This window comes from Labrenzia sp. 5N, from assembly GCF_012395805.1.
Taxonomy (GTDB): Bacteria; Pseudomonadota; Alphaproteobacteria; order Rhizobiales; family Stappiaceae; genus Roseibium; species Roseibium algicola.
In genome coordinates, this window is sequence record NZ_JAAZTM010000004.1 from 916363 (window position 1) to 929190 (window position 12828).

The following is a 12828-nucleotide window of genomic DNA, read 5'->3' on the forward strand; positions in this document are numbered from 1 at the left end:
ATGACAATGCGCTCCAGCCAGACCGAAAGCTTCTTCGGCTCAGCCCACCCGATCGTCCGTGTCGTGCTGACGCGGGTTCGAGGATCGTCCCCCCGGGAAGCCGGAACGGAGATGTTCGTTGCCCCGAACAGCCTCTTCGGCACCATCGGCGGCGGCCAACTGGAGCACATTGTCATTACCCAGGCCCGTTCCATGCTGGCCGAAGGCACGCTTTCCTCCAGGCTCGACTTGCCGCTCGGCCCGGAAATCGGCCAGTGCTGCGGCGGACGGGTGGAAGTATCACTTGCACGCATGTGCAAAGCCGAACGACAGGCAGTCATCAGCCGCCTGCGGGACGAGGACGATGCGCTGCCGCATGTCTATGTCATGGGCGCCGGGCATGTCGGCCGGGCGATTGCCAACCTGCTGCAGCATACGCCGGTGCACTGCGTACTGGTCGACATGCGCAAGGAAGAGCTGGCGCAATGCCAGGCGCGTGTCGACATGCGCTTGCGGGCCATTCCGGAAGTCGAAATCTACAATGCGCCCGCGGGCAGCGCCTTTATCGTGCTGACCCATGACCACGGCCTGGACTTCCTGCTGACGTCGGCCGCCCTGGAGATCGGTCATGCATCCTATGTCGGAATGATCGGGTCGGCCACAAAACGCGCCAAGCTGCGCTCCTGGTGCAACAGCCATTGCAATGGCCTTTCCATCGACCAGCTGACCTGCCCGATCGGCGCAACCGCCAGCCGGGACAAGCGCCCCGAGATCATTGCCGCTTTTGTCGCCGCAGAAGTCCTGACCGCCCTGACCTCGGGCGCAAGAGCTGCCGGCGATACGGAGGAGGCTGCGCTGCTGGAGGCCGCGCAGTGAAACAACGGCTGACCTGTCCTTTGGGAGATGGAACAGGACGGCTGTCTTACCCTGAAAGGAGACCCGACATGCGGGTTGGGAGGAACGACTACACTTTGTTTTCGAGGGGGGATTTCAGCGCCTTCTGGGCCCTGTTCACCGACAACCTCGTAAACCTCATGGTCCTGGCAGGCATCTGCCAGTTCGTATTCCAGATGCCGGCAGACATTGTCTACGGCAAGATCGTGCCGGGTGCCGCCATCGCGATCCTGGCCGGTGTCGCCGCCTATGTCCTGCTGGCCAAACGCGCCGCCGCACAACATGGCCGCGACGTGACCGCGCTGCCTTACGGCATTTCGACACCGGTGATGTTCGTCTATCTCTTCGGCGTCATCGGACCGATCTACTGGGCGACCAATGATCCGGTTCTCGCCTGGCAGGTCGGCATCGGCGCGGGCTTCATGGGCGGCATCGTCGCAGCCCTTGGTGCGCTTGTCGGCCCCTGGCTGAAAAAGGTGACCCCGCGTGCGGGCATGCTCGGTACCTTGTGCGGCATCGCCCTGGTGTTCATCGGCACCGTGCCTCTGGCAACGGTGTTCGAGAACCCGTTCATTGGCTTTGCCTCGATGATCATCATCCTGTGGGGCCTCGTCGGGCGTTTCCGCCTGCCGTTCAACATTCCGGCCGGCCTGCTGGCCCTGATGGTCGGCACCGGGGTCGCGCTGGCCACCGGTCAATCGACAATCAGCTTCGAGGGTGTCGGCTTCTATCCGCCTGTTCCCTACCTTGGCGACCTGATGGCCGGGGTCCAGCACCTGTTCAACCATCCGGAGCTGTTCCTGGTGCTGGTGCCGGTGCAGATCTACAATTTCATCGAAACGATGAACAACGTGGAGAGCGCGGAAGCCGCAGGCGACCACTATCCGGTGGCAACCTGCCAGATCACCGACGGTGTCGGCACCATGATCGGCGCGCTGTTCGGTTCGCCCTTCCCGACGACCGCCTATATCGGCCATCCGGCCTACAAGCGCATGGGGGCTCATGCAGGTTACGTGATCGGCGTCGGCGCGATCATTCCGCTGGCGGCCTTTTTCGGATTGCTTGCCTTCCTGAACAACCTGATCCCGGTGGCTGCCGCTGCCCCCGTTCTGGTGTTCGTCGCGCTCAGCCTGATCACCAACACCGCCCATGCCGTGCGTACCGACCATATGGCCGCCGTCACCATCGCAATGATGCCGCATGTCTCCAGCTTCCTCATCATCAAGTGGGGCTCGCTGATCGGCGCGCTCGGCGCGACCGGGGCCACAGGCATGCTGGCCCTTGGCGATCCGAAACTGACCGCAGCGCTGCTGCAGCAGGGCGCCCATTACGAAGGTCACCTCGCCCTCAGCCAGGGTGCCATCCTGACGGGTCTGATCTGGGGCGCCATCGTTGCCAGTGTCATTGACGGCAAGTTCCGCAATGCCGGTGGCTTCGCCTTTGCCGCCTTTGCAATGGCCTCGGTCGGGATCATCCATTCGGCAACGCTCCACTGGCCAGAATTTACCACCGTCAGCCTCGGCTACCTGATCGCCGCCGCCTTCCTGTTCATCTACCCGATCTTCCACCGTGAAGACGCGGCTGAGCCGGAAGCCGAACCGATTGCCACTGCCCAGGTCAGCCCGGGCGAATGAACCAGACCTAAAACCACTTCGGGGCGGATCTTCCGCCCCGAACTCCGACAAACGGGACCTTTCTCGATGCCTTCCGACCGTCTCTTGCTTCGTGGCCGCCTGCTGACTTTTTCTGCAGAGCCACAATCCCCGGATGACACCTCCGCCTTCGATTACATCGAGGATGGTGCGCTTCTGATCGAAAATGGCCTCATCCTGCGGCGTGGCAGCTATTGCGAAGTGGTTGCCGGGGCGGGTGATGCGGAAATCATCGATCACCGGCCGAAGCTGTTAATGGCAGGCTTCATCGACACTCATATCCATTTTCCGCAGGTTCAGATCGTCGCCTCCTGGGGTGCGCAACTTCTTGACTGGCTGAACACCTACACCTTCCCCGAAGAAACCCGCTTTGCGGATGAAGGCCATGCTGCCGCCATGGCCTGCCGCTTTTTCGACCTGCTGACCGACCATGGCACCACGACGGCCGTTGCCTATTGTTCGGTCCACAAGGCCTCGGCAGAGGCCTATTTCGAGGAAGCCGAGCAGCGCAACATGCGGATGATCGGCGGCAAGGTGCTGATGGACCGCAACGCCCCGGACGGTCTGCGCGACACGCCGCAATCCGGCTATGACGACACGAAGGACCTGATCGCCAAATGGCATGGACGAGGGCGTGCGAGCTACGCCATTACGCCGCGCTTCGCGATCACCTCAACTCCGGATCAGATGGAGATGGCCGGCGCGCTGGTTGCCGAACATCCGGACTGCTTCGTCCAGACCCATCTGTCCGAAAATAAAAACGAGATCGCCTATACGCTGGAGCTTTACCCGGAAGCTCGCGACTATCTCGATGTCTACCAGCGCTACGGACTTCTGTCGGACAAGATGCTGCTCGGCCACTCGATCCACCTGGAACAGCGCGAGATTGATGCGCTGGCCGAAACCGGCGCCCGGCCGGTGTTCTGCCCGACGTCGAACCTCTTCCTCGGCAGCGGTCTTTTCGATGATGCAGGCTTGCGCTCGAAGGGCATCGTCAACGCCATTGCCACCGACATCGGCGCCGGCACCAGCTATTCCATGCTGCAGACACTGAACGAGGGTTACAAGATCCTGCAACTGCAGGACCAGAAACTACATCCCTTCCGCGCCTTCCACTGGATCACCCGCGGCAATGCCGTTGCGCTCGGCCTGGAAGACAGGATCGGCACCCTGGACGAAGGCACGGAAGCGGACATCGTGGTGCTGGACAGCCGTGCGACCGAGGCGATGGCCCTGCGCATGGAGCGAGCGTCGACCCTTGCGGAAGAGCTTTTCGTTCTGCAGATGCTGGGCGACGACCGGGCCATAGATGAGGTCTATGTCGCCGGCAAACCGCAGAAGGGCAAGGCACCGGCGGTTCCGCAGCCCTCACCAGCAAGGACACGCAAAACGCCTGCTGCCCGAGAAAAGGACCTTGTCCTGTCCTGACCTGCGAACCTGGACGCAAACTTCGAAGTCACCCCGGGCGAGCATCGCGAGTCCCGGGATGACCTACAGAAGAAGAGAAAAGATAACGGCAAGGGCTTCTTCACCGGCTCAGCAAAAAATCGGCTATTGATGCCGTTCCGCGCACACGGACTTGCCAATTCATGGCCAAATAAGTGTATCAATGCACACCGTGTTGCTGGGAGGGATTCGTGGCGAAAGATATTGTTTTATATGACTACTGGCGGTCCTCGGCGAGCTATCGCGTGCGCATTGCGCTCAATCTGCTGAAGCTCGATGTTGACTACCGGCCGGTGAACCTTCTGACCCGCGCCCATCTGGAAGATGACTATCTCGCTCTCAACCCTCAGGGCCTGTTGCCTGCGCTGATCGTTGACGGCAAGACGCTGACCCAGTCGTTGGCCATCATCGAATATCTGCATGCGACCACACCCGGTTCGACCTTGATGCCGGACGATGTCGACGGCCAGTACCGGGTGCGTCAGCTCTCCTATGCTATTGCCATGGAAATCCACCCGGTCTGCAATCTCGGCATTGTTGGTCATGTGGCGGAGCTGACCGGCGGTGGCGATGATGCCAAGAAAGCCTGGATGCAGCGCTTTATCGGCAAGGGCCTTGCCGCCTTCGAGAACCTACTGGATGACAACGGTCCGTTTTGCCACGGCGAAACGCCGAGCATGGCCGACTGCTGCCTGATGCCTCAGCTCTATAACGCCAATCGCTGGGGTGTGGATGTTTCCGGATTTCGGAAAATTCTGCGTGCTGCTGCTGCTGCCGAAGCGCTCGACGCGTTCAAGGACGCCCATCCGGATGCCATCGGCGCGCCGCCCGCCTGATACAAGGCTAATTGTTGCGGCGTTCAGCCTGGTTGCGGGCCTGTCTGTTTTCTCCCGGTGTGCTGCCGCTCCTGCCCGGTGAATCGCTGCTCTGGCCGGGTGCGTTTGCACTGTTTCCGCGAGAGCCGCCGGAAAATCTTTCTCCCGCGTTGCCGACAGCATTGCCGTTGCCCGGATTGTTGGGAACGCCAGCGCTCGCAGGCGCACCGCCAGATTGTGCCGCCGGTTCTGGCGAACTGGAAACGGAATTGCTCGGCTCTGAGCTATTCGAACCAGGGCTGTTCGGCTCGGGGCTGTTTCGCTCGGGGCTGCTCCGCTCGGGGCTGTTCAGGTTCTCGGTTGGTTGTCGCGGGCTGAAGAGGGCGCGGAAAATGTTCCTGGGTTGCTGCTCGGGAACCCGATCGGGTGCCAGTCTTGCATTTTTCACGGTGCATCCAGATCCGCGCTGCCTGAACTGTCTGTTCAGGTTCGACTCATTTACGAGTAGCGGAAAGAGTGACTTCGACCGATTTCTGAGCGAATCCGAATTCAGCCGATCCTGTTTCACCCCGCGCCGACCGATAAGGACATAGTCGCACCGGTTTCTGACCAACTGGCAGCGCCCGCTCCTGTCGCATGCGTTGATCGCACCGCGCAACAGGGCGACATTGGTTCCCTGAGGCGTGATTGTCACATCGAAAGCCGTGCCCCGCACGCCGATCGTGCCATTCGGCGTCCGGATGCTGTAGGCGGAAGACTTGCTGCGCCCGCTGATGAAGCGGAAGGCGCCGCGCGTTGCACTAACAGTAAGCTTGCTAACAGTCTGACCCGTGATCACGAAGTCATCGATCTTCACATCCGCATTGGGACCGACAACAATCTTGGTGCCGTCGATCAGCCGGATCTGTGCGTTTCCGCTGGAATTGGCACGCAACCGGTCGTCCCTGAAAATGGATGTGTTTGATGCCAAGATGCGGGGGTCACCTCCCCCCGTCGCTTTGACGGTCTTTCTTGCATCAACAGTTATGCCAACCTTGTCGGCCAAGGACACCGACGAATAAAAGATGGATAACGATAAAACTATTAAAACCGGGGCAAACCTCATAGCTCCCACTCCGGCCCGACCGATGAGATCTTACCACATCCTTAACCAATAGACGAATCGTTTCCGATTTCTCAGCTCAAACCCTGTTCTTTTTGTCAAGGTCTATTTTTCTCAGAAACGCGTATTCTAGCGTAGAGTGGACACCAGACATGGGAACGGTGTCGCGGCTCCCGAACAGCTCTGTCGGTCAGGGGCATGCCGGTGGGAAAGACGCTTTTCAACTTGCTACGCAACAGGCACGTTTTCGTCCTGGGTCTGACGCTGATCCTCCTTTTCGGCGCCCGTGAACTACGCCTGTCCGATCCCCCGTTCATAGCGTCCCTGCGCTGGATCACCTTCGACACCTATCAGCGCTTCAAACCGCGGGAGGCTTTGGGGCAACCGATCCGGATCATCGACATCGATGAGAAGTCGATAGCGCAGCTAGGCCAATGGCCTTGGCCGCGTACGCAGATTGCCAAACTTCTGGAGCGTATCCAGAACCTGGGAGCTGCCTGCGCCGCCTTTGACATGGTGTTTTCGGAGCCCGACCGGACGGGACCGGCGGGGTTCTTGCAGGAGCTGGAAGAACGCGGTTGGCCCGGCCGCGACGAGATCAGGCCACTGCTCTCGGGAATACCCGACAATGATGCCGTTTTCGTTCAATCAATGGCCGGGCTGCCAACGATCCTCGGGTTTTTCAACGAACCCAGATCGGCAATGGGACTGCCCGATGCCAAGGCTGCCTACGTCGTCCTCGGGGAGGATCCGACACCGCTCCTCGACCCGATCAGAGGCAGCGTGATGAGCCTGCCGCCCTATCAGGCTGTCGCGGAGGGAAGTGGTACGATTTCCCTTGGGCAGGCGGATTCCGACGGGGTGGTGCGCCAGGTTCCAATGTTCATCGCCGGCACGAACGGTGAAATATATCCGGCCCTGGCACTTGAGACGCTTCGTGTCGCACTTGGCGACAAAACCTTTGTTCTCAAGACTTCGGAAGCGAGCGGCGAGTTCAGTGCAGGAACACTCGCCATGACCGAATTCAAGGTCGGAGAGTTTCAGGTTCCGGTCACTGCCAATGGCCATCTGCTGATCTATTATTCGCGCAATGACCCGTCTCTCTATCTTTCTGCGCGGGATCTTCTGAACCTGTCGGACGAGGAGCTGGCCCCCCTGATCGAGGGTCACATCATCCTCTTCGGATCGTCGGCTGCCGGATTGCGAGACATCAGGCTCACGGCTCTCGGCGAGAGCGTTCCGGGTGTTTTCATGCATCATCAGATCATTGATCAGATCCTGTCGAATACGTTTCTCAACCGTCCCGACTGGGCGACCGGAGCCGAAATCGCGGCGCTGTTCATCGTGACACTCATCATCGGTGCCATATTGCCGTCAACGGGCGCGATCCCGTCAGCTGCCGTTGGCGCCGTCCTGAGCGCGGCAGTTAGCGGCGGAAGCTGGTTTGCCTTTTCCAGCTATGGCCTCCTTCTGGATCCGGTCTTCCCCATGCTGGTTTCAGGGCTTATTTTTCTTCTGACCACAATCTTGATGTTTGCCTTCGCGGAGCGGGAAAAGCGGTTTGTCCGAAGGGCGTTCCAGCGCTATCTCGCACCGGATTTGCTCAGAAAGCTGGAGGAGCAGCCTCACACGCTGCGTCTCGGCGGCGAAATCCGCGACATGACGATGATGTTCATGGACGTGAGGGGGTTTACGCCGATATCCGAGAAACTGCCTCCCGAAGAGGTGGTCGCATTCCTGAACCGTCTGCTGTCTCCACTATCGGATTGCATCCAGAAACGGGAAGGCGCAATCGACAAATATATTGGCGATTCAATCATGGCGTTCTGGAACGCGCCGCTTGACGTTGCCGATCATCCGGTCAAGGCCGCCCATGCTGCGCTGGACATGATAAAAATCGTCAAGGAACTCAACGACCGGGATGCCTTCGGCTTCAAGTCCGGCCCCCATAAGTTGGGCGACATTCGCATTGGCATCGGTCTGAACAGCGGACCTGGTTGCGTTGGCAACATGGGCTCGAGTTCGCGGTTCAACTACTCGGTCATCGGTGACGCCGTCAACGTTGCTTCCAGAGTCGAGACAGCCTGCAAGCAGGTCGGCTGGCCTATTTTGCTGACGCAACCAACTGCCACCGCGTGCAAGGCCATGGCACTTCTGGAAGCAGGGTCGATTACACTCAAAGGCAAGGCTCAGCCGGCAACTCTCTACGCGCTTGTCGGCGATGAGACACTTGCCCGAACGAAAGAGTGGCAGGCATTGGAAAGGCGGCACAGGGAACTTATCGAAGGGCGCACGCGCGTCGCCAGTCGCGCAGAGATCGAACGCCTTGTGAACGCCTGCCTCGCGGTGGCTCCGGTCGACTTGAGCGCCTTCTACGACAGTTTCATGCCGTCACCCATCATCGAGGAACTTGCCGGGGAGTAACGCCTGCAGTGCATTCTCGCAGGATGCATGCGAGGTAAAGCGCCGCCAGCCCCACGCTCGGTTCCTACGGCTTCAGGCGACAGCCACCAGATGCCGGTCGCCGACATCATGGTAACGGACCCGCTCGACCGATTGCCCAAGCGGCAGTACCGGTGAGGGGATTTCGCCCGTCGGCACATCGAAAACGGTGCGCCGGCGCTTGGGATCAGGGATCGGCACGGCCTTCAACAGTCGCTTGGTATAGTCGTGTTGCGGGTTTTCGAACACCTGACGGCGTGTTCCCATCTCCACGATCTGGCCGAGATACATGACCGCGATCCGATGCGAGACCTGCTCGACAACCGCCATGTCGTGGGAAATGAACAGGTACGAGAGGCCGAGATCCTCCTGCAGTTCCTGCAGAAGATCCAGAACACGTGCCTGCACAGAAACATCGAGCGCCGAGACGCTTTCATCCGCAACAATGACCTTGGGCGAAAGCGCCAGTGCGCGGGCAATACAGATGCGCTGGCGCTGACCACCGGAGAATTCGTGGGGATGACGGGTGATCACATCGGCCGGAAGGCCGACCCGGTCGAACAGCGATGCCACCTTGTCCTTCAGGTCCTTGCCCCGCGCCAGACCGTGGATCACCAGTGGTTCGCCGACGATATCGCCGACGGTCATGCGTGGATCGAGGGAGGCATAGGGATCCTGAAAGATCATCTGCATGTCGCGCCTGCGGCGCTGCTGTTCCTGTGCGCTGCCGATGCCGACATGCTGGCCGGCGACCCGGATGCTCCCTTCCCATGGCACCAGGTTCATGAGCGCCTTGCCGATGGTGGACTTGCCGCAGCCGCTTTCTCCGACGAGGCCAAGGGTTTCCCCGGGTGCCAGCGTGAAAGAAACGCCTTCGACCGCATGAACACGGGATGTCACCCGATTGAGCAGGCCGCCATGCAGGTCGAAGCGGACGACAAGGTCTTCCACCTCGAGGACCGGTGCTTCGGGCTGGTCCTTTTTCCGGGCCGCACTGTCGACACCGGTCATGGCGCCAAGCTTGGGTACGGCCTCCAGAAGGTGCCGTGTGTAACTGTCCGCCGGACGTTCGAACACGTCGGAAGCCGTGCCGCTTTCAACGATGTTGCCGTGGTTCATGACGATCACCCGGTCGGCCATTTCGGCAACGACACCCATGTCGTGGGTGATCATGATCACCGCCGTGCCGAAATCGCGCTGCAAGTCGCGGATCAGCTGCAGGATCTGTGCCTGGATCGTCACGTCGAGCGCCGTCGTCGGCTCATCGGCAATCAGCACCTTCGGATTGCAGGCCAGCGCCATGGCGATCATCACCCGCTGGCGCATGCCGCCGGAAAGCTCGTGCGGATATTGTTTCAGCCGCCGTGCCGGTTCCGACAGACGTACCGATTCCAGCATTGCCAGTGCGCGCTTGTTGGCTTCACTACCCGAGACATCCTGATGCGCCAGGATCGCCTCACGCAACTGGCGACCAACCGTCAGCACGGGATTGAGCGAGGTCATCGGCTCCTGGAAGATCATGGCAATGTCGCCGCCGCGAATGCGGCGCATGGCGTCCTCGGGAAGCTTGATCAGGTCCTTGCCCTGAAACAGCACCTCACCACCGGAGACCCGGGCCATCGGCTCCGGCAGAAGTCCCATGATGGACAGAGCCGTGATCGACTTTCCGGATCCGGATTCGCCCGCGATACAAAGGGTTTCACCGCGCTTCAGGTCAAACGACAGGCCCTTGACCACGGTCTTGCGGCCGGAAGGCGTCGCGACGTCCGTGCGCAGATCTCTTACGGAAAGAACAACGTCTTCGGCAACGGCTACATGGTCTGACTGGCTGGACATCCGGACGCCCTGGTCTTTCTTGAACTCTGGAAAACGGGCGACGGCGGTGACCGCCGCCCGGCTGCGTTACTGAAGCACGACTTTCGGGAAGTAGAACGAGACCACCCAGTTGGGCATGTCCACGATTTCCGAAATCCGGAGATCGCCGCAGACCGAACACAGCATGTAGGCATCGACCGCGCTGTAGCCGTGACGGGCACACAGGAGGTCGATCATGTTGGAAACGGCTGCCTGAGCGCCTTCGAAGAGATCGCTGCCGATACCGGTGGTGACTTCGTAGCCCATCTCGTCGAGATGGCGGGTCACCGGGCCCGGGGTTTCGAACCGTGGCATCTTGAGATTGGCACCCTTGATCAGGTCCAGCTCGACCACCGTGTTCATCGGGCTTTCGATAGCGGTTCCGCAGACCTCGCCATCACCCTGCGCCGCGTGGGTGTCGCCGATGGAGAACAGGGCTCCGGCAACTTCCACCGGCAGGTAGAGCGTTGTTCCGGCGGCAAGGTCGCGGATATCAAGATTGCCACCGACCCGCCGGGGCGGAACGATGGAATGAAGACCTGCTTCCGCCGGAGCGACACCGATGGTACCGGCAAACGGCTTCAACGGCACCTTTCCAAACGGGGCAAACGCCGAGGTTCCCAGCTTATCCTTGTCATAGGACCAGATATGCAGGGCCGGATCCTTGAACTGGTCCGCCAGCAAACCGAACCCCGGAATGTTGGCGGTCCAGCCAAAGCCGGAGGGTTTGAACTCGTGGATCTTGACCACCAGCGCATCGCCCGGCTCGGCCCCATCCACATAGATGGGGCCATTGACCGGATTGATCTTGCCGAAATCCAGCGTCGAAACATCCGCGACAGTGCTTTCGGGCGTGAGCTGCCCGGCCGAACTGTCGAGACATTCGAATTCCAGCACCGTGCCCGGTGCCACCGTTTCGGCCGGGGCATTGGAGTTGTCCCAACCGAAGTGGTGCTGTGCCGCGTGGATCGTGTAAGCGGCCTTGCAGTTACTGCACATCTTTCGCCCAAACGTAGTCGTAGTTGACGGGAATGTGGACCGGATCGACGAAGATGGCATCGGGGCCACCCAGCCGCTCGGACCGCATCGTGAAACGCTGCTCGTGGAACACCGGCGCCCAGGCCGCGTCGTCCATCACCGAGATGAAGATCTTGCGCCAGGCTTCCTCACGCTCGGCCTTCTTCGCCGGGTCGGTGATACTGTCGGCAGCCGTCGCCTGCTTGTCCAGCTCCTCGTTGCAGTACCAGGACCAGTTCCACCCGCCCTTGACCGCGCCGGCACAGCCCAGGATCGGGCCATAGAAGTTGGACGGATCCGGGAAGTCGGCGATCCAGGCCATGCCGCCGGACCAGATCATCGGTGCCTGGTCGGGCTCGCCGCCGGCCGCGATCACGTTGGCCTGGGCCAGTGCCTTGATTTCAGCCTTGATGCCGATTTCGGCAAGATCGGCCTGGATGGACTGGGCAATGCGCGGGTTCGGGTCGGTGTTGTAGACATAGAGTTCGGTTTCGAACCCGTCAGCCAGACCGGCCTCGGCCAGAAGCGCCTTGGCGGCTTCCGGGTCATAAGCATATCCGGTGTACTCGTTGTCATAGCCCGGCATGGTGGGCGGCAGCGGCTGGTTTGCCGGGACTGCGCGGCCGTTGATGATGCGCACGACGCGATCCTTGTTGATCGCCATGTTGACGGCCTTGCGCACCTCCAGCTTGTCGAAGGGCGGCATCTTCACGTTCATGGTGACATAGCCGGTGTGCAGCTGGCCACCTTCGATGATCAGGTCCTTGTATTGCGGGTCCTTGGTCACTTCCAGGAACTTCGCCGGGGGAATGCCATCGCCCGGAATATCGGCTTCGCCGCGCTGCAGGCGCAGGAGCGCAACCACCGGCTCCTGGCCGACTTCAAAGGTGATTTCGTCAAGCTTGGGAACGCCAGCGCGCCAGTAGTCCTCGTTGCGCTTGAACACCAGGCGCTGGCCGAGCGTCCATTCTTCCAGCGAGAACGCACCGGTGCCGACCGGATGCTTGCCGAAGTCGGCGCCAAATTCTTCCACGGCCTCTTTCGGCACGATGGACGAGAAGTTGATGGCCATCACGTGCAGGAAGGTCGCATCCGGGCGGGACAGTTCGATCTTGACCGTATAGGGATCGACGACGGTGACACCTTCCAGGCTGGTGGCATCGCCGGCAGCCACGGCATCAAAGCCCTTGATGGAGCCGAAGAAACCGGCACCCGGGCTCTGGGTAGCCGGATTGGTGACACGGTCGAGAGAATATTTGACGTCTTCCGCAGTCATCTCGCGGCCGTTGTGGAACTTCACGCCTTCACGCAGCTTGAAGGTGAAGACCGTGCCGTCATCGGAAATCGTGTAGTCCTCGGCCAGATCCGTCATCAGGTTGGTGGTGCCGGGTTCATAGTCCATCAGGCCGTCGAACAGGCTCTTGATCATCGACCAGTTCTGCCAGTCGTAGCCAATTGCCGGATCAAGCGTCGAGACGTCGTCCTTGTAGGTGACGATCATCGATCCGCCCTGCTTGATGTCGTCCGCCAGAGCGGATGCCGATGTCAGGGCGGTGGCGGCGAGAAGGGCGGCAGCCCCTGCCAATACTGTCTTCTTCATAGTCCAACCTCCGGTTCTTACGGTGAT

The 12828-nt window shown here is 60.6% G+C and carries 9 protein-coding genes; 5 read left to right on the plus strand and 4 right to left on the minus strand.

Annotated elements, in window-relative coordinates; translation table 11 throughout:
- The 4 genes from xdhC (at position 1) to maiA (ending at position 4807) form a co-directional block, all read left to right on the plus strand.
- On the plus strand, positions 1–855 hold the full coding sequence (gene xdhC / locus HEP89_RS07240) for a xanthine dehydrogenase accessory protein XdhC (RefSeq protein ID WP_197923161.1): 855 nt from the start codon (positions 1–3) through the stop codon (positions 853–855).
- Between the two features lie 68 nt (positions 856–923).
- Positions 924–2507 (plus strand): xanthine/uracil/vitamin C permease, encoded by a 1584-nt coding sequence (locus HEP89_RS07245; RefSeq protein ID WP_168691639.1) that lies wholly within the window; start codon positions 924–926, stop codon positions 2505–2507.
- Positions 2508–2573: 66 nt separating this feature from the next.
- A complete protein-coding gene (guaD, locus tag HEP89_RS07250; protein ID WP_168691640.1) occupies positions 2574–3953 on the plus strand; it encodes a guanine deaminase in 1380 nt (459 codons plus the stop codon).
- Between the two features lie 209 nt (positions 3954–4162).
- Positions 4163–4807 carry a maleylacetoacetate isomerase gene (gene maiA / locus HEP89_RS07255; RefSeq protein ID WP_168691641.1) on the plus strand — a complete coding sequence of 215 codons (645 nt, stop codon included), beginning with the start codon at positions 4163–4165 and terminating at the stop codon, positions 4805–4807.
- A 7-nt stretch (positions 4808–4814) separates the two neighbouring features.
- Here maiA and HEP89_RS07260 read toward each other — a convergent pair whose 3' ends face one another.
- A complete protein-coding gene (locus HEP89_RS07260; RefSeq protein WP_168691642.1) occupies positions 4815–5891 on the minus strand; it encodes a FecR domain-containing protein in 1077 nt (358 codons plus the stop codon).
- A 201-nt stretch (positions 5892–6092) separates the two neighbouring features.
- Between HEP89_RS07260 and HEP89_RS07265 the strand changes: the two genes are divergently transcribed.
- Entirely contained in the window at positions 6093–8312 is a 2220-nt protein-coding gene (locus HEP89_RS07265; RefSeq protein ID WP_168691643.1) for an adenylate/guanylate cyclase domain-containing protein, read from the plus strand.
- A gap of 72 nt (positions 8313–8384) precedes the next feature.
- Here the strand turns inward: HEP89_RS07265 and HEP89_RS07270 are convergent, their stop codons facing one another.
- From HEP89_RS07270 to HEP89_RS07280, 3 genes are all read right to left on the minus strand, one after another.
- Positions 8385–10166, minus strand: coding sequence for an ABC transporter ATP-binding protein (locus tag HEP89_RS07270; protein WP_168691644.1), 1782 nt, complete (start codon positions 10164–10166; stop codon positions 8385–8387).
- Between the two features lie 66 nt (positions 10167–10232).
- The gene (locus tag HEP89_RS07275) at positions 10233–11183 is read right to left on the minus strand and encodes an acetamidase/formamidase family protein (protein ID WP_022999313.1); all 951 of its coding nucleotides are present in this window, start codon (positions 11181–11183) and stop codon (positions 10233–10235) included.
- The gene (locus tag HEP89_RS07280) at positions 11173–12801 is read right to left on the minus strand and encodes an ABC transporter substrate-binding protein (RefSeq protein ID WP_022999314.1); all 1629 of its coding nucleotides are present in this window, start codon (positions 12799–12801) and stop codon (positions 11173–11175) included. Before HEP89_RS07280 ends, HEP89_RS07275 begins: the two co-directional genes overlap by 11 nt.
- Between the last annotated feature and the right edge of the window lie 27 nt (positions 12802–12828).

Excerpts from the sequence above, each read along its gene's own strand:
- HEP89_RS07260 (WP_168691642.1), bottom strand. The coding sequence starts at position 5,891 with ATGAGGTTTGCCCCGGTTTTAATAGTTTTATCGTTATCCATCTTTTAT.
- xdhC (WP_197923161.1), top strand. The coding sequence starts at position 1 with ATGACAATGCGCTCCAGCCAGACCGAAAGCTTCTTCGGCTCAGCCCAC.
- HEP89_RS07245 (WP_168691639.1), top strand. The coding sequence starts at position 924 with ATGCGGGTTGGGAGGAACGACTACACTTTGTTTTCGAGGGGGGATTTC.
- HEP89_RS07270 (WP_168691644.1), bottom strand. The coding sequence starts at position 10,166 with ATGTCCAGCCAGTCAGACCATGTAGCCGTTGCCGAAGACGTTGTTCTT.
- HEP89_RS07275 (WP_022999313.1), bottom strand. The coding sequence starts at position 11,183 with ATGTGCAGTAACTGCAAGGCCGCTTACACGATCCACGCGGCACAGCAC.
- HEP89_RS07280 (WP_022999314.1), bottom strand. The coding sequence starts at position 12,801 with ATGAAGAAGACAGTATTGGCAGGGGCTGCCGCCCTTCTCGCCGCCACC.
- guaD (WP_168691640.1), top strand. The coding sequence starts at position 2,574 with ATGCCTTCCGACCGTCTCTTGCTTCGTGGCCGCCTGCTGACTTTTTCT.